Raw genomic sequence first — 23774 nt, forward strand, 5'->3', positions numbered from 1 at the left:
TGAAGGCCGCTGCCCCGTTGAACCACGCAAGGAGCCCATCATGAGCAAACTCACCACCGCGTTCGGCGCCCCCGTGCCCGACGACGACAACACGATGACCGCCGGCCGGCGCGGGCCGGCGCTGTTGCAGGACGTCTGGTTCCTGGAAAAGATGGCGCACTTCGACCGCGAAGTGATCCCCGAGCGGCGCATGCACGCCAAGGGAGCCGGCGCCTTCGGCACGTTCACCGTCACCCATGACATCACGCGCTACACCAAGGCCAGGATCTTCAGCCAGGTAGGCAAGCAGACCGAAATGTTCGCCCGCTTCTCGACCGTGGCGGGCGAACGCGGCGCGGCCGACGCGGAACGCGACATCCGCGGATTCGCGCTCAAGTTCTATACCGAGGAGGGCAACTGGGACCTGGTCGGCAACAACACGCCGGTCTTCTTCGTGCGCGATCCGCTGAAATTCTCCGACCTGAACCGGGCCGTCAAACGCGATCCTCGCACCGGCATGCGCAGCCCGCAGAACAACTGGGACTACTGGACGCTGCTGCCCGAGACCCTGCACCAGGTGACGCTCATCATGGGCGACCGCGGCATTCCGAAGAGCTATCGCCACATGCATGGCTTCGGCAGCCATACCTATAGCTTCATCAACGCCGCCCGCGAGCGCTTCTGGGTCAAGTTCACCTTCAAGACCCAGCAGGGCATCCAGAACCTGACGGACGCCGAGGCCGGTCAGGTCATCGCCGCGGACCGCGAAAGCAATCAGCGTGACCTGTACGAAGCGATCGAACGCGGCGAGTTTCCGCGCTGGACCCTGTATGTGCAGATCATGCCCGACGCCGAAGCCCATACCTATCATCTCAACCCCTTCGACCTGACCAAGGTCTGGCCGCACAAGGACTATCCGCTGATCGAAGTCGGCGTCCTGGAGCTCAATCGAAACCCCGAGAATTTCTTCGCCGAGGTCGAACAAGCCGCGTTCAGTCCCGCGGCAATCGTGCCCGGCATTGGCTTCTCTCCGGACAAGATGCTGCAGGGTCGCCTGTTCTCGTATGGCGACACGCAGCGCTATCGGCTGGGCGTGAACTACCCGCAGATCCCGGTGAACGCGCCTCGCTGCCCATTTCACAGTTATCACCGCGACGGAGCGATGCGCGTGGATGGCAACGGCGGCAGCACGCCCGCGTACACGCCCAACAGCCATGGCGTCCTGCAGGCGCAGCCGGACTATTCCGAACCGCCGCTGGAGATCAGCGGCGCTGCGGCCCGCTGGGATCACAGGGAAGATGCCGACTACTACTCCCAGCCCGGCAACCTGTTCCGGTTGATGGCGGCGGACGAAAAACAGAGACTGTTCCAGAACACCGCGCGCGCGATCCGCGGCGCCTCCAGGGAAGTCATCGAACGCCATATCGCCAACTGCACCCGGGCAGACCCGGCCTATGGGCAAGGCGTGCGCGACGCGGTCGCGCAGACGGAACAAGACCGTCCGCGGGCCGCCCCCTAGGTTCAAAAAACATCAACCAACCCGCCACGGATAGCCGATACACTGAACTCTCCCATAGCCGGTAAAAAACAGGCGCGCGGCGCACAGCCGACGCAGCCCCAGCGGAGAGACAGGTGCTTGGATCCCAGTTGATTATCCGTACGCTGCATCGCCTGGGCGTCAAGACCATCTTCAGCCTGTCCGGCAATCAGATCATGCCGCTCTACGATGCCTGTATCGACGCAGGCATCCGCATCATCCATGTGCGGCATGAGGCGGCCGCCGTCTTCATGGCGGACGCCTGGTCCCAGATCACCGGCGAGCTTGGCGTCGCGATGCTGACCGCCGCGCCCGGCATCACCAATGGCCTGGCGCCGCTTTACTCGGCGTCGCAGGCGGAAAGCCCCGTGCTCCTCATTTCCGGCGACTCCTCGGTAGGTGAAGACGGCATGGGCGCGTTCCAGGAACTGGACCAGGTTTCCATCACCCGTTCCTTGACCAAGCTATCGCTGCGTCCGCGGACCGTGCAGGAGCTTTATCCCGCGCTCGACCGCGCGGTCGCGCAAGCGCTTGCCCCACGGCGCGGACCGGTTCATCTGGCCCTGCCCTTCGACCTGATGACCGCGGAGACGGGCTTGGCAGAACTGCCCGCCACTACACCGAAGCGCGAGCCCGCTGCAGTGGACGCAGCCGGCCTGGAACAGCTCGCCGCGCTGCTTGACTCGGCACAGCGCCCCCTGTTGCTGGCAGGCCCCACCGGAGCGCGTCCGCACATGCGCGCGGTTCGCGAGAAGCTGGAAGCAACGCTAGGCGTGCACCTCATCCCCATGGAAAGCCCGCGCGGCCTGAAGGACCCTTCCCTGGGCTCCCTGGCCGAGATCATTCCACAGGCGGACCTCATCGTGCTGGCCGGCAAGTGCCTGGACTTCACGCTGGGCTTCGGCGGCACGGGCGCGCTGGGCAAGACGGCCCGGGTCGTGGCGATAGACCCCGACCCCGCGATGCTGGAACGCGCGGCCCGCCTGCTGGGCGACCGCCTGGCTCTGGCCCTGCAGGGCGATCCCTACACCGTGCTGCCGGCATTGCCAGCGGCGCCAGCCCCGGCCGAGCGCGCCTCGTGGCGCGCGCGCGTGGACGAAGCGCTGCGCAACCGGAACACTCTGGGCGCCGCGGCTTGCGCCGATGGAGCATTGGGGCCGCGCGCGCTATGTGAAGCGGTCCAAGCGTTTCTCACGTCCGCCCCCAATCCCATCCTGGTCTGCGACGGCGGCGAATTCGGCCAGTGGGCGCAGGCATACTGCCAGGCGCCGGTGCGCATCATCAACGGCATGTCGGGCGCGATAGGCGCAGGCATCTGCTACGCCATCGCCGCCAAGATCGCACAACCAGAGGCCACCGTGGCCGTGCTCATGGGCGACGGCACGGCGGGCTTTCACCTGATGGAGCTGGACACGGCCGTGCGCGAGCGCGCCGCGATCGTCGCCGTGGTCGGTAACGACCTGCGCTGGAACGCGGAACACTTGATCCAGATGCGCACCTACGGTCCGCAAAGGCTGATCGGCTGCGAACTCGCGCCGACCGCGCGCTACCACGAAGTCGCCGCGGCGCTTGGCGGAGCCGGCTACGCCGCCCGGGACAGCGACAGCCTCGCCACCGCGCTGCGCGCGGCGGCGGACAGCGGGCTGCCCGCATGTATCAACGTATCCCTGGCGGGCGAACCCGCTCCGGTTTTCAGCGCATCAACGCAGTCCGCGACCGGTCATTGACCTCGAAGCATCGAGCCCAGCTGCAGTCCGGTTTCGTCCCTTAGCACGACAGGAGACTTCTCATGATGAGACCTACCGGCCTCTGGCCGGGCGCGTTCGCTCGCGCCGCGATTTGCATGCTGGCCGCGCTTCCGGGCCTGGCAACCGCCCAAGCCTATCCCGCCAAACCCGTCCAGCTCATCGTGCCGTTCAGCGCGGGCGGCGACGCCGACATGGCGGCCCGCAACTTGTCCGCCGCCGCGCAAGGCCTGCTTGGCCAGCCGCTGGTCGTCGTCAACAAGGCCGGGGCGAACGGCGCGATCGGCTCGGCCGCCGTGAAGAACGCCGCTCCCGACGGCTACACCCTGCTCGTCGGCCGGATAGGCTCCCAGGTCCTGCTACCCGCGCTACAACCCAAGACCACGCCCTATACCGCCCGGGACTTCACGTACATCGGACTGCTGGAGCTGAACCCCGTGGTCTGTGTGGTGCATCCGGACAGCCCTTACAAGACGATCGGCGATCTGGCACAGGCTTTGAAGGCTCATCCCGGCAAGCTCAACTACAGCCATTCCGGTCCGGCCACGGTGCAGAATCTTGCGCCGCAGTTGCTGCTCAGCAGCCTCGGCCTGAAATCCGAGGCCGTGGTCAACGTCCCCTACAAGGGCGGCAACGAAGTCGCGCTGGCGGTGCTCAGCAAGGATGCGGACTTCGCCTGCAATAACCTGAGTTCGATGACGGGCATACTTGCCAGCGGCAAGCTGCGCGCCCTGCTGACGACCACGCCCGACCGCCTGGCGCAGTTCCCCGACATCCCGACCGCCCGCGAGCTGGGGCTGCCTCAACTCGAAGCTGTCGTAGGCTGGAGCGGACTGTTCGGGCCGCCGGGCATGAGTCCCGAAGCGGTGGCCAAATGGGCCGACGTGCTCAAGCAGATCGCACAGGATCCGAAGTGGATGGCCGGCAACGCCAACTTCGGCGGCATCCCCCACGTCCTGTCCCCCGCGGAAACGGAAAAATACGTCAGCCAGGGAGCCGCGATCTATGCCGACCTTGTGGCCAAGGCCGGGTTGCAAGTCAATTAACTCGCCTCATTGCCCGCCCCTGGCGGTCCGCCAAGTCCGGCGGACGCCGGGATCGCCTCGCGCAGGTAACCGACGAATGAGGATACGGTCAGCGGCACGCGCGGCGTGTAGGGCCTGACTGCGTACAGCCGTTCTGCATATTCGCCCACCACGCGCCACCCGCGCAGGACCTCGACCAGCTCTCCGCTGCGCAGGGCCTGGTTGGCGCTGAAATCCGGCACCAGCGCGATCCCCAGGGATCCGGCAGCCACCTCCCGCAGCACTTCGCTGTTGTTCGCGGTGAAGCTGCCGCGCACCGGAACCGCCACGCGCTTGTCTCCGTCACGCGACTCGAACGACCAGGTAGCGCTGCCGCTGCGCCGCAGGTAGTGCAGGCAATTGTGGGCGGCCAGATCCATCGGCGTCTTCGGCGTGCCGTGCTGCGCCAGGTACTCCGGGGCCGCAACCAGCACGGAGCGCGTCTCGCAGATGACCGACGCGACGTGCGTGTCCGGCACGCCGGCCACATGCCGGATGGCCAGGTCGAAGCCTTCGGTAGCCAGGGACGCCAGATGGTCGCTGAGTTCCAGCTGGATCCGCACGTCGGGAAAATTCTTCAGGAATCCGGGTATCAGCGGCGCAATGACCTGACGTCCCAGGGCTACGGGTGCGGTCACGGACAGCACGCCGCGCGGCCCCTCGGACAGGTCCCGCACGGCCGAGAAGCCCTCTTCGATGCGCAGAAAGGCCGCCGCGGTCTGGTCGACCAGGCTCTGCCCCGCCTCGGTCAGGCCGACGCTGCGGGTGGTGCGGCGCACGAGGGGGACGCCAGCCGCCTGCTCCAGTTCCACGATGCGCTGGCTCACCGACGCCTTGCTGATCTGCAGGCGGCGCGCGGCCGCCGTATAGCTGCCGGTATCGGCCAGCACCCCAAGGCAATGGATATGCGACCACAGATCTTCCAGACGCCTGGTTTTCGTCATGCCTTGCTCCATTGTTCGAAACATCAAACACTGATTCCAGCCCTGCGGTCTCGACGTCCGGGCGGCAATGCGCGACATTGCCAGCTCCAGAACACCATGCATGAGCCCAGGAGCCAGCCATGACCGCAAGCAATGCCAGCGCCCAATCCCGCGATGCCGGACACTATATCGGCGGCAGCCTCGTCGACGGGACAGGCAGCCGCCAGCCCGTCTACAACCCGGCCACGGGCGCCGTCGCCAAGCAGGTGGCGCTGGCCACGCCCGACGAGGTGAACCGCGCCGTGGCCAGCGCCCGGGCGGCATTTCCGCAATGGGCGGACACCCCTCCCATCCGCCGCGCCCGCGTGCTGTTCAGGTTTCTTGAACTGATGAACAAGCATCGCGACGAACTTGCCCACCTGATCACCGCCGAGCATGGCAAGGTTTTCAGCGATGCGCAAGGCGAAGTCACTCGCGGCATCGACATCGTCGAGTTCGCCTGCGGCGTTCCCCAGTTGCTGAAGGGCGCCCACACCGAGCAGGTTTCCACCGGCATCGACAACTGGACGCTGCGCCAACCGCTGGGCGTGGTGGCGGGCATCACGCCGTTCAACTTTCCGGTGATGGTACCCATGTGGATGTTCCCGGTGGCGATCGCGGCGGGCAACACCTTCGTGCTCAAGCCCAGCCCCACCGACCCCAGCGCATCGCTGCGCATCGCCGAACTGCTGCGCGAAGCGGGGCTGCCCGACGGCGTGTTCAACGTGGTGCAGGGCGACAAGGTGGCGGTTGATGCGCTGCTGGAACACCCGGACGTGAAAGCCATCAGCTTCGTCGGTTCCACGCCCATCGCCAACTACATCTACGAGACCGGCGCACGCCATGGCAAGCGCGTGCAGGCCCTGGGCGGCGCCAAGAACCACATGGTCGTGATGCCGGACGCCGACATCGACCAGGCGGTCGACGCCCTGATCGGCGCCGGCTACGGCTCGGCCGGCGAGCGCTGCATGGCGATCAGCGTGGCGGTGCTGGTGGGCGACGTGGCCGACCGGCTGCTGCCCAGACTGATCGAACGCACCAGGACGCTGAAGGTGCTGGACGGCGAGAACCCCGCGGCCGAGATGGGCCCCATCGTGACCCGCACCGCGCATGAGCGCATCAGCGGCTATATCGATCTGGGCGTGCAGGAAGGCGCGCAACTGCTGGTGGACGGCCGCGGCTTCCAGGGTTCTCAGGCAGGCGCAGGCTGCGGCGACGGTTTCTGGATGGGCGGCACGCTGTTCGACCACGTCACGCCGGACATGCGCATCTACAAGGAAGAGATCTTCGGCCCGGTGCTGGGCTGCGTGCGCGTGAAGGATCTGAAAGAAGCCGTGGATCTCATCAATGCCCACGAATTCGGCAACGGCGTGGCCTGCTTCACCCGCGACGGCAACGTCGCGCGCGAGTTCGGCCGCCGCATCGAGGTTGGCATGGTGGGCATCAACGTACCCATCCCCGTGCCCATGGCCTGGCATGGATTCGGCGGCTGGAAGCGCAGCCTGTTCGGCGACATGCACGCTTATGGCGAAGAAGGCGTGCGCTTCTACACGCGGCAGAAGTCGATCATGCAGCGCTGGCCCGAAAGCATTGGCAAGGGCGCCGAGTTCGCCATGCCGACGGCCAAGTAACGGCAGCCTGTCTCACGCAGGCGAGACCCATCCGCGATAGATGGCGCCTGCGCCCGCTATCGCGAGCAGAACGAAGATGGCCCGCTTCAGCAGTTCCGGGGACACCCGAACCCTGAGGCGGGATCCGCCGTACAGGCCGATCAGGGCCACGGGCAGCAGCACGGCGGCCGCGAACAGGATTTCCGGCTGCGCATACAGTCCGGCGGCGCCGAAGGCCGCCGCCCGGATGAGGCCGCTGGCCAGGATGACCACCGAGATCGTGGCGCGGAACTGGTCCAGCGCATCCAGCCGGCGCGACAGATAGATGGTGTAGATCGGCCCGCCGGTCCCGAACAGCGCACTGAAGATGCCGCCGAACACGCCGAACGGCAAGGCCCAGAAAGTATTCAGCGGCGCCGACGGCTTGGCCCCGCGCGCGCCCCGCAGGCCCTTGATGCACACCGCCAGCACGAAGCTGCCCAGCAGGATCAAAGGCCAGCGAGCGCCGGCGTTGTGCAGCAGCGTCACACCCAGCCCTATCCCCAGCAGCAGCCAGGGAAACAGGCGCTTGAGTTCGACCAGGGAAACGCGCCGCCAGTTGCTGCCGCCCACCAGCGCGGTGCAGGCCAGGTCGAACAGCACCACCAGCGGAACCGCGAACTGCAAGGGCATGAACTGGACCAGCAGCGGCACGGCCACCATGGCCGCGCCGAATCCCGTCATCCCGAAGACGACATAGGCGGCAAGGACGACGGGTGCGGCAAAGGCGAGCGTATCGGGCGGCATCATGCGGATTCAGCTTGCGGTGATCTTCTTCTTTTCCACCAGCGCCTTCCACTTGGCGGACTCCCTGGCGATCTCCTCCCTGAGCGCGGCGGCAGGCACGATGGTCGCCGACATCCCCTGGTCAGCCAGATAGCGCTGCATGTTGGGCTGCGCCACCGCCGTCCTGGCATCGGCCAGCAGCCGGTCGACCGAAGCCTGGGGCGTGCCCGCCGGCGCCAGCAGGGCGAACCACCCCGTGAACTCGAACCCCGGCACTCCATCCTCGGCCGTGGTCGGCACGTCCGGCAGCAACGCGGAACGTTCCTTGCCCGTCACCGACAGCGCCCGCAGGCGTCCTCCCTTGAGCAACGGCACGATGGCATTGATATTGCCCACGGCGACTTCGATCACGCCCGCCATGAGGTCGGTGTAGGCCGGCCCCTCGCCCTTGTACGGGACGTGCATGAGTTCGATCCCGGCCGCATCGCTGAAAGCTTCGCCCGCCATGTGCGTCTGGCTGCCCACGCCCGCGGACGAGAAGCTGAGTTTGCCAGGCCTGGCGCGGGCGTACTCGATCAGCTCGCGCGTGTTCTTGACCGGCAGGTTGGCATTGACGGTGATGACCATGGGTCCGTTTGCCACCTTGCCGATGGGACTGAAATCCGTCAGCGAGTAAGGCAGCTTGCTGTAGATGAACTGGTTGACCGTGAACATGCTGCCCGACGCAAGCAACAGCGTATAGCCGTCCGCCGGCGCGCTGGCGACAGCCTGCGCGCCCACGCTGCCGCCAGCGCCCGCGCGATTCTCGACGATTACGCTCTGCTTCAGGCCCTTGCCCAATTCGGCCGCCAACGCGCGGCCCAGCAGGTCGGTGGCCCCGCCCGCCGAAAACGGGACGATCATGCGTATGACCTTGTCCGCCGGCCAGTCGGCTCGCGCCGGAAGGGCGATAAACGGCGTAAGCGCGAGGCCACAGCCCAGCGTCTTGACGATGCGGCGGCGCGCAATATTGGGTTGAGTTTGGTTCTTCATGGCTTTGTCTCCTTCAGTTCGCGGGACGGCGTAGCGGGTCGGCTTTCGGCCGGCTGACGATTCGCCAGGCAGCAACTGACCCTCGGGCCGATGGCTCGATTTTTTGGGGCGTTGCGGTGTTTTTCTGCGGACTACTAGGCTGCTGAACTACAGAACTACCGGACTAAGAACTACTGGCCGGCACAGACTGACTTCAATGCGTCGAGCAACAACTGCGTAAGATGGGCCCGCGGGTTCTCCTTCGGCGCCAGGATGCCCAGGCGACGAGTGACCGTGGGCGAGCCGAACGGAATGACGCGGATGCCCGGGGGAAACTCGTTCCTGCCGCGGCAGGCCGGTACCACCGATGCGCCCAGGCCATTGGCCACCATGGCGATCACGCCTTCCAGGTTGTCGATCTCCATGGTCGAACGCACGGTGATGCGCCTGCGCACCATCTCTTCCTGCACCAGATGCCCCACGCGCGCCGAACGATTGAAACGGACATAGGGATTCTGCTCCAGGATCTCCTGATCGCTGGCGCCCTTGACCGAGCGGTGGGCGATGACGACCAGTTGTTCCTCGACGAACGGCAGGAAATCCAGGCCCGAGCGCGGCGCATCGGGCTCGGTCACGATCGCCACGTCCAGCTGGCGGTGATAGATGGCGCGCTCCAGGTCGTGCGTGAGTCCCGTGGTGACATGGACCTCCAGGCCGTGGCCCTGCTTCTGCAGGTGCCGCAGCGCCAGCGGCAACACGCCCGACACACAGGTATGGACGCTGCCGAGCCTGAGCAATCCCGACGAAGTACCCTTCTTCAAGGCGGCGCTCATGCTTTCCCAATGCGCGATCAGGTCGCGCGCCCGGTGCACCAGCGCCAACCCCGTGTCCGTGAGGATGGGCGGACGCCGGCTGCGGTCGAAGATAGTGATGCCCAGCTCGTCCTCGAGCGCGCGAACCTGCATGCTCACCGCCGACAGCGACAGGCCGATGGTATTGCCGGCCTCGGCGAAACTGCCGTGGTCTGCAATCGCGATCAGCGTGTAGAGCGTGCGGATATCCATGCAAGAAGGTTCCTGGTGTAGACGGCATTGCGGAAAGGAGGAGTATGCCGCGTCAGATGCCAAGCAGCCGCCGCGCGTTCCCTCCCATGACTTTCCCAAGATTATCTTCCCGGATCGGCAAGGTCTCGAACCACTCTTTGTACCCTTGCACCGGGCAGAACGGGAACGAGCTGGCGTAAAGCATCCTGTCCGAGAGAAAGCCGTCTGCCGCCTTCACGTATTCCTCCCAGCCTGGCATGCGGGAAAAATACATATCGGGCGACAGCCACAGGTTCTGGCGCCGGAACGCCAGGTGCAGGATCTCAGTGACCCAGGGCCACCCGCCATGGGCGACCACCACGTTCAGGGCGGGAAAATCCGCCAGCACCCGGTCGGTCCGTATCGGATCCGAATAGCTCAAGTCCGGCCCCGCCGTGCCTCCGACCATCATGATCACCGGCACGCCCAGGTCCTCGCAGTGGCCGTAGATCGGATACAGGCGTCTGTCGTCGGCGTACATGGGAACCGGGTAGGAGCCCGGCTCGATATTGATCAGCTTGAAGCCGTCCTCCAGCGCCTGGCTGATGGTCTGGCACGCGCGGCGCCGGTCGGTGGGGTCGATGGAGGCGGCGCCGATGAATCGGCCCGGATGCTCGGCCACGATGCCTCGCACGTCCTCGTTGGACACGCTGCCCAGCACGCCGGCCAGGCGTCCCACGACCACGCCGCGGTCTATCCGCGCGGCATCCATCTCTTTCAGCAGCAGCGCCATCGATTGCTGCTGCGCCGCGGCCGAGGGCTCGAAGCCCACCGTCCGCGTAAAGCCATCGCGACGTTCTCCCGCCGAGTACATCAGCGTATCCAGGAAGCCGCCTACCGGCGGCCGCAGCCTAAAGTCGATGATCATTGCAGTCTCTTTGTCAGGGGGTGGAATTACCCGGGCCGCGCTTGCACGCCTACATCACTTCGTCCTTTCGATCGTCCGTCTCGCCGTAGCGGTGCAACGCGGGCGGCTTCAGCCCGGCGTAGAGTTTCTCGATGCCTGCATTGATGGTCTCGGCGTGCTGGGCGAAAAGCGAATTTCCTTCGAGGTCGCTCTCGACGATGAAGGGCCCGAAATTTTCGACCTCGAACAGCCACATGGCTTGGGCTATGCCCAGTTCGTCCAGCCAATGCACTTCGCGCACGCGCTTGATGCCCCGGCCCAGAAGTGCGCCCGTGCCGTAGCCCACGGTCGTCAGGTAGATCGCGCCGCCCGGCGCCAATACCTGCTTGTAATCGTCGGCGGGCATCCCGCCCTTGCCGATCAGGATGCGGCAGCCGGTCTCTTTCAGCCAACGCGGTATCCACTTGGAGAATCGGAACGAGGCGGTGGCGGTGACGGCGCCCACGTTGTAGCCGCCGCGACCGTCCGGCGCCGCCGCCGGCGAGCAATGGAAGTTGACATTGCTGATGGCGCGCAAGTCCACGGGCAGCGGCAGGCCCTGGTCCAGCACCTTCTTGTATACGCCTTCGCGGGCCGTGTAGACCACGCCGTTCAAGTACACGGCCGAGCCGAGTTCCAGCTTGGCGATGTCTTCGCGCCTGGCGGGCAGGTCCAGATGAAAGACCTTGATGTCGTCGTCATTGCTTACCATTCGACCGTCTCCCGGCGCATGTAGGGCGTGAACCATTGGGGATCGGTGCGGTACTCGATCTCCCCGTTGGCATGGATCCGCGCAGTGGCGCGGCGCGAAGACAGGCAGAAAGTGTGCAGGCTGATGGGCATGCCCCCGGTGTGGGTGTAGCCGCACTCGATATGGCAGTCCACCACCATGCCGGAGCCGACGAAACCCATGGCGCCCATGCCGATGGAATTGCCCAGCTGCATCAGCTCCAATTCAAGCTCCGCCACCTTGGGGTCCGGATTACGGTCCCCGACCGTGCGCAGACAGGCGGCCTGCTTGCCCAGCTGCATGCAGGTGTCCTTGGAGCCGCCCAGCCCGATGCCGACGATGGCCGGCTGACAGGCCAGCCCGCGCTTGCCGAAGGCGATCAGCGTGTCCAGCACGAAGCGTTTGATGCCGTCTATGCCGTCGCCTGGAAACAGCATGCGGTAGTCGGTGCCGAACAACCCGCCCTTGTGCACGGTGGTGATGTCTATCCAGTCGCAGTCCGGCTCGAAGGACCATTCGACCTCTGGCGCATTGATGCCGACGTTGTTGTTATGGTCGGTACGCCAGAGCGGATGCACGCGGTTGGGCCGCAGCGGCACGCTGACCGTGGCCTCGGCCGTGGCGTGGCGCAGCGCGCGTTCCACGGCGACGAAGCCGCTGTCGACCGAGGCGTTGTTGCCCACCTTGACGTAGTAGCGCGGCAGGCCGGTGTCGGCGCACATTGGGCGCCGGTCCTGATCGGCGGCTTCCCAGTTGTCCACCATGGCGTGGATGACAAAACGCGGCAGCTTGCCGGTTTCCTTCTTCTGCAGCTCCTGGATGCCGCGCTTGTAGTCGGCCGGAATCTCGATGGCCGCGCGGCGCATGATCTCCAGCGCCGCCTCTTCAACTTTCTGGACAGGAATGCTCATGGTTGGAGTGCCTCAGCTCTGGGGAATGCCCGCCTCGCCCTCGATGAGCGATTCGCCGGGTTTTACGATGTCGAAGGAAACCGGAACCATCTCCAGCGCCACCTCGCCGTCCTGCGCGCTCACGCGCGTGTAGCAGCTGGTGTGCAGGTCGCCAGCTTCGGGAAAATCTTCGCGGTAGTGCGCGCCGCGGCTGTTCTCTCGCGCCAGCGCCGAAACCGTGATGACCTTGGAAATGTCGACCAGGCTTTCCAGGTTGAGCCAGTCGTGCCAGGTCAGGTTGTAGCGGCGGTCGCCGTCCGCCACGCCGATATCGCGCAGGGCGGCGCGGTGGCCGGCAATGGCATCCAGGCCATGCGCCATGGCCTCTTGGCGGCGCAGCACGCCTACGTCGTCCCACATGGTTTGCGAGAGCGCGTCGCGCAGCTCGTGGATACGGCCCGCGGGCCGGGAAAACGGGAACTCGGCGCGTTCGATGCCGCGCGCGATGACGCCCTGGTCGGGGTCGCGCCACTGGCCGGACTTCGCAACGTAGGCCGCCATCGCATCGCCCGCGATGCCGCCGAACACCGTGGAATTGGCGACGCCGTTGCCACCCAGGCGGTTGGCGCCGTGCACGCCGCCGCAATCCTCGCCGGCCGCATACAGGCCCGGCGACGCGGTTGAACCGTCCACATTGAATTCGACCCCACCCATCAGGTAGTGCGCCGTCGGCACCACCTCCACCTTGCCGCCCGCCAGATCGAAGCCGCAGTCCTTGCATCGGTTGACCATGCCGGGAAAAGTCTTGGCCACCTTGTCCGGGCCCAGATGGCTCATCTGGATGTAGACCCCGCCCATCGGCCCCGTGCGTCCTGCGCGCATTTCGGCGTAGATGCCGCGGCTGACCACGTCGCGCGTGGCGCGTTCGCCGCGCTTGTCGTAATTGGCCATGAAGCGCTCGCCGTCGCCATTGAGCAGGTAGCCGCCCGCTCCGCGCAGGCCCTCCTCCAGCACCGTGCCGGTCATGCGCGTGTCCGGCCCGCCCAGCAGGCCGGTGGGATGGAACTGCACCATCTCCATGTCGCGCAGCTTCAAGCCGTAGCGCAGCGCCATGGCCAGGCCGTCGCAGGTCTTGTCGCCCGAAGGCGTGTGGTAGCGGTACATGGTCGGCCCCGCCCCCGTTGCCAGCAGCACGGCCTTGGCCTGGATGTAGCGGTAAAGGCCTGTCCGCATGTCGATGAACAGCACGCCGGAAATACCAGAGCCGTCGGCGGCGGGAATCAGTTCGATGGCGCGATGCTCTTCCAGTTCATCGACGTCCAGCGCCCGCACCTGCTCCATGAGCCGGTTGATGATCTCGATGCCCGTCAGGTCTGCCTTGTGCACAGTGCGGTCGAAGCTCTGGCCAGCAAACGCCTTGGAATGCAGGGTGCCGTCGGGATTGCGGTCGAAGAAGCAGCCGATCTCGTTTTCCAGTTCGCGCACGCGCTCGACGGCGCCTTCGACCAGCCGCCACGCCAGGTCCTGGCGCGGTAGCCATTTGCCGCCCTCGATGGTGTCCATGAAATGGCGTTCCACCGAGTCGCCGGCGGCCAACGCGACGTTGTAGCCGCCCTGGACCATGCGGGTACAGCCGCACTTGCCCAACAGGCCCTTCACCGTCACCGTCACGCGCAGCGACGGATTCGCCTTCTTGGCGTGCAGCGCCGCGAACAGGCCCGCGCCGCCGGTGCCCAGCACAAGGATGTCCGTCTTGATGTTCTCGATCCGCATCTCAGATCACTCCCGCGATGAAAACCAGGCCCGTCGCCATGGAGACCGCAAAGCCCCAGCCGATCCACGCGACGCGCGCGTCCCGCGGCGAACGCCAAGGCAGCAGCTCCAGTGCGAGCAGGCGCAGCCCGAAGAACATGTGCAGGGTCAGCAGCAGCACCAGCCCCCACTCGCCGACCTTCATCGCCGGCATGTCGGCGAGCTTCAGGAATCCGTCCAGCCGCGCTTCGTCCAGCGCCATCGCCAGCACATAGAAATGCGCCGGCAGGAACAGGGCCAGCGCCAGGCCGGAAATGCGATGCCCCAGGAAAGCCCAGTACGCCTGATGGTTGCGCGCGGATCTCATGGCATCAGGCCTCCCACCGCCGCGACGGCGCGAACGCCCAGGATGAGCAGTCCCAGGCCGAACGCCAGTCCGACCGCGGACGCCGCGCCGCGGCCCAACTGCAGCCACTCGATCAGGATGTTGCGCACGCCGATCGGCACGTGGACCGAGACGCTCACGACGAACAGACCGTAGAAGACTATCCAGAACCAGTTGCCCTCGGTACGCGAGAGGATCTCGCCCGCGGTCAGGCCGCCGCGCACGGCATAGATGACCAGGCCCACATGTACCAGGACAAAGGGCGCCATCACCATCGCCGTCAGACGCTGGAGCGCGAAAAGACGAGCTTCCATGTCAGCCTCCCTTGAGCAGGCTGAAGATGGCGCTGCGCTTCAATCCGGCAATGCTGCCGGTGGGGCTGAGGCTTACCGGACAGTGCTTCATGCAGCTGCCCTGGGAGTGGCAGGAATTGCAGCCGCTGCCGGAGGTGGCCTTGCGCAGCACGTCCTTGGGGTCGGCGTGTCGTTCGTCGTTGTACAGCGTCCATGCGCGGTTCAGGGCGGCCGGGCCAAGATAGTCCTTGTCCCAGGACACCACGTCACAGGCCGCGTAGCACACGCCGCAATTGATGCATTCGATGGCCGCGTCGGCCTGCTTGCGCTTCTTGCTCTGCGGCGACACCAACGCCGGCGGATCGTTGCGTGTAGCTGTGCCGACGAAGGTGTTCCCGGCGCGCGCCCACTTCTGGAAGAACTCGCTCATATCGACGACGAGATCCTTGATCCGCGGCATATTGCGCATTGGCTCGATCACGATCACGCCGCCTTCCTCGACGCGGCTCACATGCGTGCGACAGGTCCAGCGCGGCTTGCCATTGACCGTCATGGCACAGGACCCGCACACGCCGACGCGACAGGCGTAGCGATACGAGAGGCTGGGCTCCTGCGTGCGCTGGACTTCGGTCACCACATCCAGGACCGTCTGGTTTTCGCGCCAGGGGACCGAGTACGTGGAGTAGGCCCCGTCCTCGGTTCCCCGGGAAATGCGGACCGTGAGTTGTCTCTGATTCGTGGAGTTCTTGGTATCCATTTTCCGCCCTCGGGCGACAGGCTGCGCCCATGAACAGAATTCTGAATCTCGCGTATGAGTGAAGCAATATGGATTTGGTTGATATTTTTTGAAGATAATTTGCCAGTTTTCATAGCGCCGGACTGGCGATCCGGCGCATGCCGCGCCGCCGCATGTTCAATCAATGGCGACCACCGGGGCGCCGAAGCAGCGTCAGCGCGCCGCTTCGAGGGCCCGCATCGCGGCATTCCGCGGCCAGCGTGCATCTTTGGAAAAATTGGGTATACTTCCGCCTCGCTTGTCAGGAACCGCCCAGTTGGGGCTGGCTCCAGGCAAGAAATTGCGGGAGTAGCTCAGTTGGTAGAGCGCAACCTTGCCAAGGTTGAGGTCGCGAGTTCGAGACTCGTCTCCCGCTCCAAATTTTGATTTCCAGCTTCCTTCTCGGAATTCTGAAAATCCTTGAGAAAGGGCCTACGGGCCCTTTTTTCATTGCGGTTTGCGCCGCTTGAAAAATGAAGGAACACGGGCAATGGATACCGCATTGATCCTGCTGGTGCTTGTCGCTGCATGGCAGGTGCTGCGCGTGCGCTACCAGCGCGCCCGCATCGCGCTGCTGGGCCGTCATCTGGGCGGTTTGCAGCTTGAGCGCCACATGGAAACCCTGACGCAAGGCTACACACGCGCCATCCGCGAAGACGCCGAAACACGCCAGCTACAGGTGCTGGAAACCTTCGCTCAGACCGAACGCGCCGTGGCGGCACAAGTACGGTCGCTGGCCGACGCCATGCAAAAGGAAAGTCCGCAGGCTACCCGTGTGAGCACGCTCTCGTTCTGCGTGCCATACATCGAGCGCTTTCTTCCTGCAAGGACACGGGATTTTCGTGAACTGCTGTACATCCATGCATCCGGCTTGCGCCATGTCGTGGACAACGAGAGCCACTGGGATGCAAGAGAACGCGCGTACCACCTCTCGGCAGAGTTGTATCTGCTGCAGCACAGTTGCCATTGGTTCTGCAAATCCCGCGCCGTGGCCGATGCACGGCTGATGCTGCGGCATCAGGTCGATCACCGGAAAGTCCTCGATTCAGTGTCTGCTGTTACCCGCTCGGCTTATCTGCGATGGCAAGGGGCCGATAAGCGCTAGGACCAACTGCGTCTCGTCCGCCCTGGCCTCGCTCAGCGCGCATTCTTGAGCAAGTCCTGGAAAAAGGGGCGAATCTTTCGATTCGCCCCTTTTCATTTGGCCTGGATTCCAACCCGCACAGGCACAACGGGCGCCGCAATCGCGATGCCTGTTGTGCCTGTGCGGCGTCCAATCAGAAGCGCACAGCCAGCTTGAGTACGCCCGATTGCTGGCGGTTGCCGCCGCCGAACTGCGCATCATACGCAATGCCGGCCGTCGTGTTGCGCGTGATCGCCATTTCTGCGCCCAGGCCCAACACCGCGGCGTCGCGCGCGATCGGCACGCCCGTCACCGAGAACGTGCTGCCGCCTTCGAAGGCCAGCTGTTGCTTGGGCTTGACATCGCCCATGGCATGGCGCCAGCCCAGCGACGCGGTCAGACGGCCCGGCGTGCGGTCAGAGCCGAACTCCCAGCCGCCGCGCAGTCCCAGCGTGGTGCTGGTCACGTCATCGGAATTGCTGGACCCGTGCAGGGCCGCCGTGCCGCCCGACTCCTCGAAGCCGCGCGTGCGCAGTTGGTTCCATGCCAGCCCGGCAAAGGGTTCGATGGTGTAGGCATCGCCCAGCGGCAGGTTGTAGCCGAGTTCGGTGAACACCTGCGTCGACGAGGCGTGGTAGGACGACTCGAGGCGCTGGTTCAGGCTGCCGGCTGCCACGTCGCGCTTTGCGTCGATGTCATGCCAGGTGTAGGCCGCGCCGGCCATGAACCGGACGTGACCTGGGCCGGCCTGGAAGTTCCGTCCGCCGAACAAGGTGGCCGTGTAGCTGTCCACATTGGTACGCGAGGACGCGTCGTCGATCGAGTTGTGGCTGCCGATGTAGCCAACCGCAGCGCCCAGGCGCCAGCCGCCGCCGACCGCGCCATCGCCGCCGACGAAGAGGCCGCCCGACGATTGGCTCACGCTGGACGCGTTGCCGTCGCTGCCGAACTTGCTCCAGTTGCCGAACGCTTGCGCCCAAACCGGCGAGGCGCCGCTTTGCGGCATGGCGTCGGACGACGGCGCGCCCAGTTGGGCCGTGGGCCGTCCGGCAAGCACCGGCGCGTCGAGATTGCCGCGCAGATGCGACAGCGGCAGCGTGCGCACGGTGTCGCCCTGGCTCAGCAGCACGCTGGCGGTGCTGGCGTAGGCTTCGCCCGACAGCATCTTCAGGGCCGAACGCGCTTCGTTCGGCGTCATGGCGAGCACGGCCGCCGCCACCTGGCTGGCGCCGGTGTTCTTGCCCGCGGCGACGCCGCTGTCGACCAGGGAGGACCCGCTACCGGCGGGGGGCGTTTCGTTGCCGGCTGTGGACGAACCGTTGCCGGTCGAAGACGAACCATTCCCCGTCGACGTCGAACCGTTGCCAGCCGAAGACGAACCATTGCCCGTCGACGTCGAACCATTGCCGGCAGAAGACGAGCCATTGCCCGTCGACGTCGAGCCGTTGCCGTTCGAGGACGAACCGTTGCCCGTCGCGGGCGGCTCTTCCTGGTCCAGCGCGCCACCCACGTTGCTCTCGTTGCCCGAGCCGCCGATGCTGCCGATCGGCACGTCGTTGCGCGTCAGGGTCACGTACGCATTCTTCGGGTCGTAGCTGAGCGTGGGCGTCAGGAACGCGTATCCGCTCGAAGCGCCGGTGAACTGGCCCTGGATGCCTCCATCGGCCGTCAGGATGTTGTAGGTCGTGCGCGGCGCATAGTTGCCGTCTGGCCCCACATGCGCCACGGTGCCGTCGAGGTAGGCGACGCCGGTGACGTGGATGCGGTCGCTGAGGCTGCTGGCCGGGTCGGCGTGCACGCGGTAGATGGTGTTCTGGCCAAAGGTCAGGTTGCCGTTGACGGTGAGCGTGCCCATGGGCGTGCCGTCATTGCCCGGAGAAATGACCGCGGTGGGATAGAGGTTGGTGGTGCCTACCTGGCCCACGCCCGCCAGCACGACTTCGCGGCCGATGTCCATCGGGCCGTTCAGCTTGCCGTCGATTTCCAGGGCGCCGTCGGCGATCAGGATGGGGCCCGTGAGGCCGCTGCTGTCCGCGGTCAGGATCACCGAGCCCGGGCCGGTCTTGACGAAGCCCTGCGTGCCTTGCAGCGGGTTGTCGATGGTGTCGACGAATTGGCCCGAAGCATAGGTGCCGTCACCGACCACGATCGCGGGCGGGTTGCCACCGCTGCCGACCAGGGTGATGGGAGCGCCTTGCAGGCGATAGCGGTCGGTGGCGAACTGGATGCCCGACACGCGCACCGGCCCGGCGCTGCCGTCCACGGTCACCGTGCCGGCTGCGCCCGTGAAAATCGCATAGCCGCCGTCGGGCAGAGCGCCCGTGGCATTGCTCGGGCTGTTCCAGTTGGTGCTGGCCGCGCTCCAGGTGCCGTTGCCGCCGCCCGAGCGGGTTGCAGATGCCGCGCCGTTGCCGTTCCACAGATTGGTCGTGCTCGGCCCCAGGATGAGGTTGATCTGCTTGTCGCCAGTCAGGTTCTGGATGGTCGCGGCAGGGGCGGAATCACCCGAGACCGACCCCAGCGTCAGGCCGTTGCCGCTCAGATTGCCGCCGTAGGACAGGATCCGGTAGTAGCCGGCATTGACGCCCAGGGTGTTGACCGTGACGTTCAGCGTGGTGTTGTTGATGGCGGCATCGCCGCGCACGGTGATGTTGTCGCCGGTGCCGGGTTGCGTAATCGGCAGCCCCGCGTAGCCGGTCTCGAAATTGAACACGGCATTGTTCATCGACAGGTTGCCGTTGACGACCAGATTGCCGTTGGAGACGCCAGTGGGCGTGCCGACTTCATAGCCGGGCGCCACGCGCGCGCCGGACACGTTGAGGTCGCCATTGATCGAGCCAAAGCCCGCGACGGTGCCGTTCGAGTTCGCATTGACGTTACCGCCCAACGTAACGCCCGAGCCGCCGCCATTGCCGCCGATCACCAGCGTGCCGCCGTTGACATCCACCCCGCCGGGGAAATTGGCCGAGCCGTCGAACACCTGCGTATTGCCCGACGTAACCGTCAGGTCCGCAGCCGTAACGCCACCGCAGTAGGACGCGCTCAGCGCGAGCGTCGCCGTCAGCCATTTCTTCGTGTCGTGTATCAACGTAAATCCTCCATATGTCGATTAATAAATCTGATATCCAAGGCATTACCGGATCGCTATAAAAGTATTATTAAGTAACCAGGTAAACCTAATGACCGAAACAAGTTTTCGCGAAAAAAGGAGGCAATTTATACCCCTTTTCTTTCAATATCGAAAATTAATGAATAGATACCATCTTTATTAATTAATTCAGTATCTTGGATACCATCCAAAATCGCAGAATTTGAATATGGATACCATCCGCACGTAGAAAATAAATAAAATGACCAATATCTGATTTATTTAAATTTTCTTGTCGGATACCATCCACGCCGACACAACTGGCGCACTATTTCCCGATTTCCGAGACAATCGGGAAACAAATTGACATAGCCGTATGGGAACGAGGCCTCCGGCGCCATCGCGCTTCCAGAATTTTCTTATCCGTGAAGCCCGGCCCGGCCCATACCATCGCTGGCATGATGGCCGCCCCCAGCCTCCCCGACGGATACACGCCGGCAACCGCCAGATTGCCGATGATCCTGCTGCATCTGCTCGCCATGGCACTGCAGGCATGCATACTCATCGGCACGATGCTGTCGATGTACTGGTCGTTCAGTGACGAGGTCTCCAGCTACCGCCGCCGCATGAATGCCGCCGCTGACCGCGCGCAGATATTCTTCGATCAGCGCGAAACGCTGCTCCGGGCAGTGGCCTCCTCGTCAGTGCGCAACACCGACCGCATGCCAGCCCAGCACACGCCCAGGACCTTCGGCCAGACCGGACAGGTCAACGTCATCCCGCTGATGAACGGGGCGGACTCCTACGATTGGGCGCTGATTCTTACCCGCCGCAACCGGGCGGACGTAGCCGCCGCCAACGCGCGCATCGTCTACACGACGCTGGCAGGCCCCGGCTCGACGCGCCTGGCGGTGGACGACACGCGGCTAGGCGGACACCACAGCGGACGCCACCGATTATCTGTTTCTGTATACGCCGCTCGAAGGGGCTGGCAACGAGCAGACCTGGGTAGGACTCGAAGTCGACGACATCGCCTCCGTCATCACAGCGGAACACGCCAGCGACGGCGCAAGCTATGCGCTTTACGACAATGACAGCCGGGTCGCCTTGCACGGCGGCCCCTCTCCTTCCGCAACCGGCTCGATCTCGGCAAGGTTGGCCCGCGACTCCTTCAGCTTCCAAGGCGCCAGCTGGGCGTACGCCACATCAGGGAAACGCTGGTTTCGCCCGCGATACGGCATCAGACAGCGCTCATCGACAGCCTCGCGCTGAACCGCAAGATCATCGACGTCGCGCCGATCGGACTCAGCCTGGTCCGGCCCGCCGCAAACCGAGGGAAACATACAGGTGCCCGGCCAGCCCGCCTGCCCGTCTTCCAAACGCTGATCCGCCGGCAAACCGGCATCCGCCGACGCCTGCGGCCATGGCGTCGGCGCCACACGCGTAACGCCCAGGCTGTGCTGCATTCGCGCACATGCGGTAACCTTCAGCCTGAACAAATCTGAGGTCTTGGAAATAACAATGGGTTTTGAAAAACTTGCCGACCTGCGCGAGCAGCTGCGGGCACAGGCTCAAAAGGCGGTGCCGGTTCAACCGAAGGCGGCAGGCCGGACAAAGAAGCGGGAGCCTGATCAAGCGAAGCCTACGGCGCGGCCGCAGCAAAAGCGCGAGTCGGGTCAAGCGAAGGCTGCCGCCCGCGCGCAGCAAAAACGCGAGCCCGTCGACCCCGCGGTCGAGGCCATCTGGCGCCTGCAAAAGCACTTTCCGCAGGCTTTCCCCAAGAATCCCGCGCCCAAGCTGCCGCTCAAGCAAGGCATCCTGGCCGACGCGGCCCAGCATCTCGAGAAGCTGGGCATGACGGAAGAACAGCTCAAACAAGCCATCGCCACCTGGTGCAAGGGCAGCCGCTACTGGAGCAGCATGGTCGCGGACGCCACTCGCGTCGACCTGCAAGGCCAGCCCGCAGGCACGGTAACGGCGGAACAAGCCGCGTACGCGCGCCGCCAGGCTTCGCGCCGGCCGGCCGGCAAGGCTCGTCCCGCGAAAAAGGCCGCCGCGCCGGCTGCCGCATCCGCTGACGCCCCGGCTGACGCCCCCGCGCCTGAAGCCGCCCCCGAAGCCGCGACCGTCACAACGCCGGCATCGAGCGATACGCCCTGAGGACATTGTTTGGCCCGGCGAGCGGGGATTTTTCACTTCCCCGCCCCGCCAGGCTACACAAGCCCAAAATTCTGTGTATAATCGCTGTCTTTGGTGGACACGGCCTTTCTGAAAACCAAGTCAGAAAACACACCAAATTGCAGTACCCCCGCGGGAGTAGCTCAGTTGGTAGAGCGCAACCTTGCCAAGGTTGAGGTCGCGAGTTCGAGACTCGTCTCCCGCTCCAAATACAAAAAGGAAGCAACGGCCAACACCGCGCTTCCTTTTTTCTTGCAAGTGCTGGCGCAATGGCAGAGTGGTTATGCAGCGGATTGCAAATCCGTGTACGTCGGTTCGATTCCGGCTTGCGCCTCCAGCGATTTTCCGAAACCCGCAGATGAAAATCTGCGGGTTTTTTGTTTTCCGAGATGCCGGGCTCCGCACGACAAGGCGCCGTTCCACAGCATCGATACGGACTATTCAACCCTACCGGCAGCCAAGGACTCCAGACATTTCGTCTGCCAGGCGAACTCCACCCTGAACGCTTCGGGATCAGACACGGCGCCGTAACCACCCTGTCCGTAAACCGCTGCGTAAGCCGCGTATTCGGCTGCGCGCAGCGCCTTGCCGGCCAGGGCGCTGGCAACCGCATAGGTCGCGGACACCGCGGCATGGCCGCAGCCGTCCAACGATTTCGATCCCTGGTGCTGGTTCGCCAGGCTCGCAGCCCGCCTGGAAATCTGCTCCAGCTGTTCGTGGTCGATCGCGCCGCCCAGATAACGGCCCAGGCTCGCCAGGCAATCCACGACCTCCTGTTCTTCGAGCAGATACTCGACCCGCTGCGCACAGGCGAGGCCGAAAGCCAGTCGCAGGCGTTCCTGGTTCGCGGCAGCCAGATCCAGCTGCTTCGCCAGGCGTTCCAAGGACAGGTTCATGACGACGCCACCTGCGGATTCACCATGTTCACGGGCTGGCCTGCCGCAAAGGCAAGAATCTGGTTGAACACGTCCTTGAATTGCAGATCCCATTCCTCATAGGTCACGTATCCGATGTGAGGCGTGCACAGGACATTGGGCATCTGCAGTAACGGATTCGCGGTATCGGTCAATGGCTCCTGCTCGAAGACATCCAGCGCCGCCATACCCGGACGGCCTGCCCGCAGCGCCCGCTCCAATGCGCCAGGTTCGACAAGTCCGGCACGGCTGGTGTTCACGAACAACGATCCTTCCTTCATGGCCGCGAGGTCCGCCGCGTTGACGATGCCCTTGGTGGCGGCTACCAGGCGCATATGCAGCGACAGCACGTCACAGGACGCGAAGAACTCCTGCTTGGAGGCCGCGACTTCGTGCCCGTCCTCGCGTGCGCGCTGCAGCGACTCGGGCCGCGCCCAGACCAGCACCCGCATGCCGAACGCCCGCGCGTAGCCCGCAACCACTCGACCGATGCGCCCATAGCCAAAGATGCCCATGGTCTTGCCCCGCACGGTGTGGCCCACCCCACACTGCCAACGCCCCTGGCGCATGGACTCCACCTGCTGCGGCAATTGGCGCATGGCGGCCAGCACCAGCGCCCAGGTCAGCTCCGCCGCGGCATAAGAGGGCGTATCGGCGTGCAGGTCCGAGCAGACAAGGACGCCATGGTCGCTGCATGCGGCGACGTCGATATGCGGATAGACGCTGCGCTGGCTAATCAGGCGCAGCTTGGGCAACTTTTCGATCAACTCGCGGCGTATGGTGGTGCGCTCGCGGATCAAGACCAACGCTTCCGTATCGGCGAGGCGCTGCGCGAGCACATCGGTATCTTCGGCGTGATCCGTCCAGACGGTGACCTCGTGATCTCGCAAGAGGGCATAGCAAGGAAGGCGACGGAGAGTGTCGAACCAGTCGTCCAGAATAGCGATCTTCATCTGCGGTACCCCGCTGGGTGAGAGTGAGTGCTCAATTTTTACGCTGCCCGGG

22 protein-coding genes and 3 tRNA genes are annotated in these 23774 nt (G+C 64.9%); 10 read left to right on the forward strand and 15 right to left on the reverse strand.

Annotated elements, in window-relative coordinates; translation table 11 throughout:
• Positions 1-40: 40 nt before the first annotated feature.
• From IB268_RS18945 to IB268_RS18955, 3 genes are all read left to right on the forward strand, one after another.
• Positions 41-1498 (forward strand): catalase, encoded by a 1458-nt coding sequence (locus IB268_RS18945; RefSeq protein WP_175181146.1) that lies wholly within the window; start codon positions 41-43, stop codon positions 1496-1498.
• A 113-nt stretch (positions 1499-1611) separates the two neighbouring features.
• The gene (locus IB268_RS18950; RefSeq protein ID WP_192354635.1) at positions 1612-3243 is read left to right on the forward strand and encodes a thiamine pyrophosphate-binding protein; all 1632 of its coding nucleotides are present in this window, start codon (positions 1612-1614) and stop codon (positions 3241-3243) included.
• A 62-nt stretch (positions 3244-3305) separates the two neighbouring features.
• Positions 3306-4307: a tripartite tricarboxylate transporter substrate binding protein gene (locus tag IB268_RS18955; RefSeq protein ID WP_192354636.1), complete on the forward strand. Its 1002-nt coding sequence runs from the start codon at positions 3306-3308 to the stop codon at positions 4305-4307.
• Here the strand turns inward: IB268_RS18955 and IB268_RS18960 are convergent.
• Positions 4304-5269 carry a LysR family transcriptional regulator gene (locus tag IB268_RS18960; protein WP_175159444.1) on the reverse strand — a complete coding sequence of 322 codons (966 nt, stop codon included), beginning with the start codon at positions 5267-5269 and terminating at the stop codon, positions 4304-4306. The genes IB268_RS18955 and IB268_RS18960 overlap by 4 nt on opposite strands.
• Positions 5270-5388: 119 nt before the next feature.
• On the opposite strand from IB268_RS18960, the gene IB268_RS18965 reads away from it, so the two are divergent.
• On the forward strand, positions 5389-6918 hold the full coding sequence (locus IB268_RS18965) for a CoA-acylating methylmalonate-semialdehyde dehydrogenase (RefSeq protein ID WP_192354637.1): 1530 nt from the start codon (positions 5389-5391) through the stop codon (positions 6916-6918).
• 12 nt (positions 6919-6930) lie between these two features.
• Here the strand turns inward: IB268_RS18965 and IB268_RS18970 are convergent, their stop codons facing one another.
• The 10 genes from IB268_RS18970 to IB268_RS19015 form a co-directional block, all read right to left on the reverse strand.
• Positions 6931-7686: a sulfite exporter TauE/SafE family protein gene (locus IB268_RS18970; protein WP_306650015.1), complete on the reverse strand. Its 756-nt coding sequence runs from the start codon at positions 7684-7686 to the stop codon at positions 6931-6933.
• A 6-nt stretch (positions 7687-7692) separates the two neighbouring features.
• On the reverse strand, positions 7693-8694 hold the full coding sequence (locus tag IB268_RS18975) for a tripartite tricarboxylate transporter substrate binding protein (RefSeq protein ID WP_119452067.1): 1002 nt from the start codon (positions 8692-8694) through the stop codon (positions 7693-7695).
• A gap of 170 nt (positions 8695-8864) precedes the next feature.
• Positions 8865-9737: a LysR substrate-binding domain-containing protein gene (locus IB268_RS18980; RefSeq protein WP_054450007.1), complete on the reverse strand. Its 873-nt coding sequence runs from the start codon at positions 9735-9737 to the stop codon at positions 8865-8867.
• Between the two features lie 52 nt (positions 9738-9789).
• Positions 9790-10623, reverse strand: coding sequence for an amidohydrolase family protein (locus tag IB268_RS18985; RefSeq protein ID WP_192352521.1), 834 nt, complete (start codon positions 10621-10623; stop codon positions 9790-9792).
• A 49-nt stretch (positions 10624-10672) separates the two neighbouring features.
• On the reverse strand, positions 10673-11353 hold the full coding sequence (locus IB268_RS18990) for a fumarate hydratase C-terminal domain-containing protein (protein ID WP_054450001.1): 681 nt from the start codon (positions 11351-11353) through the stop codon (positions 10673-10675).
• Entirely contained in the window at positions 11347-12282 is a 936-nt protein-coding gene (locus IB268_RS18995; protein ID WP_054449999.1) for a fumarate hydratase, read from the reverse strand. Before IB268_RS18995 ends, IB268_RS18990 begins: the two co-directional genes overlap by 7 nt.
• 12 nt (positions 12283-12294) lie before the next feature.
• On the reverse strand, positions 12295-14034 hold the full coding sequence (locus IB268_RS19000; RefSeq protein ID WP_175213856.1) for an L-aspartate oxidase: 1740 nt from the start codon (positions 14032-14034) through the stop codon (positions 12295-12297).
• A 1-nt stretch (position 14035) separates the two neighbouring features.
• Positions 14036-14380 carry a succinate dehydrogenase gene (locus tag IB268_RS19005; protein ID WP_054449994.1) on the reverse strand — a complete coding sequence of 115 codons (345 nt, stop codon included), beginning with the start codon at positions 14378-14380 and terminating at the stop codon, positions 14036-14038.
• The gene (locus IB268_RS19010; RefSeq protein ID WP_054449992.1) at positions 14377-14712 is read right to left on the reverse strand and encodes a succinate dehydrogenase; all 336 of its coding nucleotides are present in this window, start codon (positions 14710-14712) and stop codon (positions 14377-14379) included. The genes IB268_RS19005 and IB268_RS19010 overlap by 4 nt, the downstream gene beginning before the upstream one ends.
• Before the next feature lies 1 nt (position 14713).
• Complete coding sequence (locus IB268_RS19015) at positions 14714-15448, reverse strand: succinate dehydrogenase/fumarate reductase iron-sulfur subunit (RefSeq protein ID WP_054449990.1); 735 nt, start codon at positions 15446-15448, stop codon at positions 14714-14716.
• A gap of 321 nt (positions 15449-15769) precedes the next feature.
• Here IB268_RS19015 and IB268_RS19020 point away from each other — a divergent pair.
• A tRNA-Gly gene (locus IB268_RS19020) sits at positions 15770-15845 on the forward strand.
• Between the two features lie 111 nt (positions 15846-15956).
• Positions 15957-16571, forward strand: coding sequence for a hypothetical protein (locus tag IB268_RS19025; protein WP_054449988.1), 615 nt, complete (start codon positions 15957-15959; stop codon positions 16569-16571).
• 172 nt (positions 16572-16743) lie between these two features.
• Here IB268_RS19025 and IB268_RS19030 read toward each other — a convergent pair whose 3' ends face one another.
• On the reverse strand, positions 16744-19677 hold the full coding sequence (locus tag IB268_RS19030; RefSeq protein WP_192354638.1) for an autotransporter outer membrane beta-barrel domain-containing protein: 2934 nt from the start codon (positions 19675-19677) through the stop codon (positions 16744-16746).
• 458 nt (positions 19678-20135) lie between these two features.
• Here IB268_RS19030 and IB268_RS19035 point away from each other — a divergent pair, with 458 nt between their 5' ends.
• Positions 20136-20771: a hypothetical protein gene (locus IB268_RS19035; RefSeq protein WP_125471636.1), complete on the forward strand. Its 636-nt coding sequence runs from the start codon at positions 20136-20138 to the stop codon at positions 20769-20771.
• Here the strand turns inward: IB268_RS19035 and IB268_RS19040 are convergent.
• Positions 20760-21143: a hypothetical protein gene (locus tag IB268_RS19040; RefSeq protein WP_175181143.1), complete on the reverse strand. Its 384-nt coding sequence runs from the start codon at positions 21141-21143 to the stop codon at positions 20760-20762. The genes IB268_RS19035 and IB268_RS19040 overlap by 12 nt on opposite strands.
• 55 nt (positions 21144-21198) lie before the next feature.
• Here IB268_RS19040 and IB268_RS19045 point away from each other — a divergent pair, with 55 nt between their 5' ends.
• The 3 genes from IB268_RS19045 (at position 21199) to IB268_RS19055 (ending at position 22192) form a co-directional block, all read left to right on the forward strand.
• On the forward strand, positions 21199-21837 hold the full coding sequence (locus tag IB268_RS19045) for a ProQ/FINO family protein (RefSeq protein WP_192354639.1): 639 nt from the start codon (positions 21199-21201) through the stop codon (positions 21835-21837).
• Between the two features lie 150 nt (positions 21838-21987).
• Positions 21988-22063: transfer RNA gene (locus IB268_RS19050), tRNA-Gly, on the forward strand.
• Between the two features lie 55 nt (positions 22064-22118).
• A tRNA-Cys gene (locus tag IB268_RS19055) sits at positions 22119-22192 on the forward strand.
• A 100-nt stretch (positions 22193-22292) separates the two neighbouring features.
• Here the strand turns inward: IB268_RS19055 and IB268_RS19060 are convergent.
• Positions 22293-22751: a hypothetical protein gene (locus IB268_RS19060; RefSeq protein ID WP_192354640.1), complete on the reverse strand. Its 459-nt coding sequence runs from the start codon at positions 22749-22751 to the stop codon at positions 22293-22295.
• A complete protein-coding gene (locus IB268_RS19065) occupies positions 22748-23722 on the reverse strand; it encodes a D-2-hydroxyacid dehydrogenase family protein (protein ID WP_054449979.1) in 975 nt (324 codons plus the stop codon). Before IB268_RS19065 ends, IB268_RS19060 begins: the two co-directional genes overlap by 4 nt.
• Positions 23723-23774 lie beyond the last annotated feature (52 nt).

The sequence above is a fragment of the Achromobacter sp. ACM01 genome (assembly GCF_014851745.1).
Taxonomy (GTDB): Bacteria; Pseudomonadota; Gammaproteobacteria; order Burkholderiales; family Burkholderiaceae_B; genus Achromobacter; species Achromobacter aegrifaciens.

What these genes read in the sequence shown, in the direction of transcription:
- IB268_RS18960 (WP_175159444.1), bottom strand. Translation starts at nt 5,269, where the DNA reads ATGACGAAAACCAGGCGTCTGGAAGATCTGTGGTCGCATATCCATTGC.
- IB268_RS18985 (WP_192352521.1), bottom strand. Translation starts at nt 10,623, where the DNA reads ATGATCATCGACTTTAGGCTGCGGCCGCCGGTAGGCGGCTTCCTGGAT.
- IB268_RS18995 (WP_054449999.1), bottom strand. Translation starts at nt 12,282, where the DNA reads ATGAGCATTCCTGTCCAGAAAGTTGAAGAGGCGGCGCTGGAGATCATG.
- IB268_RS19025 (WP_054449988.1), top strand. Translation starts at nt 15,957, where the DNA reads ATGGATACCGCATTGATCCTGCTGGTGCTTGTCGCTGCATGGCAGGTG.
- IB268_RS19060 (WP_192354640.1), bottom strand. Translation starts at nt 22,751, where the DNA reads ATGAACCTGTCCTTGGAACGCCTGGCGAAGCAGCTGGATCTGGCTGCC.
- IB268_RS19010 (WP_054449992.1), bottom strand. Translation starts at nt 14,712, where the DNA reads ATGGAAGCTCGTCTTTTCGCGCTCCAGCGTCTGACGGCGATGGTGATG.
- IB268_RS18955 (WP_192354636.1), top strand. Translation starts at nt 3,306, where the DNA reads ATGATGAGACCTACCGGCCTCTGGCCGGGCGCGTTCGCTCGCGCCGCG.
- IB268_RS19045 (WP_192354639.1), top strand. Translation starts at nt 21,199, where the DNA reads ATGGGTTTTGAAAAACTTGCCGACCTGCGCGAGCAGCTGCGGGCACAG.
- IB268_RS18945 (WP_175181146.1), top strand. Translation starts at nt 41, where the DNA reads ATGAGCAAACTCACCACCGCGTTCGGCGCCCCCGTGCCCGACGACGAC.
- IB268_RS18980 (WP_054450007.1), bottom strand. Translation starts at nt 9,737, where the DNA reads ATGGATATCCGCACGCTCTACACGCTGATCGCGATTGCAGACCACGGC.
- IB268_RS19040 (WP_175181143.1), bottom strand. Translation starts at nt 21,143, where the DNA reads ATGCAGCACAGCCTGGGCGTTACGCGTGTGGCGCCGACGCCATGGCCG.
- IB268_RS19015 (WP_054449990.1), bottom strand. Translation starts at nt 15,448, where the DNA reads ATGGATACCAAGAACTCCACGAATCAGAGACAACTCACGGTCCGCATT.
- IB268_RS18975 (WP_119452067.1), bottom strand. Translation starts at nt 8,694, where the DNA reads ATGAAGAACCAAACTCAACCCAATATTGCGCGCCGCCGCATCGTCAAG.
- IB268_RS18990 (WP_054450001.1), bottom strand. Translation starts at nt 11,353, where the DNA reads ATGGTAAGCAATGACGACGACATCAAGGTCTTTCATCTGGACCTGCCC.
- IB268_RS19035 (WP_125471636.1), top strand. Translation starts at nt 20,136, where the DNA reads ATGATGGCCGCCCCCAGCCTCCCCGACGGATACACGCCGGCAACCGCC.
- IB268_RS19005 (WP_054449994.1), bottom strand. Translation starts at nt 14,380, where the DNA reads ATGAGATCCGCGCGCAACCATCAGGCGTACTGGGCTTTCCTGGGGCAT.
- IB268_RS19065 (WP_054449979.1), bottom strand. Translation starts at nt 23,722, where the DNA reads ATGAAGATCGCTATTCTGGACGACTGGTTCGACACTCTCCGTCGCCTT.
- IB268_RS18965 (WP_192354637.1), top strand. Translation starts at nt 5,389, where the DNA reads ATGACCGCAAGCAATGCCAGCGCCCAATCCCGCGATGCCGGACACTAT.
- IB268_RS18970 (WP_306650015.1), bottom strand. Translation starts at nt 7,686, where the DNA reads ATGATGCCGCCCGATACGCTCGCCTTTGCCGCACCCGTCGTCCTTGCC.
- IB268_RS19000 (WP_175213856.1), bottom strand. Translation starts at nt 14,034, where the DNA reads ATGCGGATCGAGAACATCAAGACGGACATCCTTGTGCTGGGCACCGGC.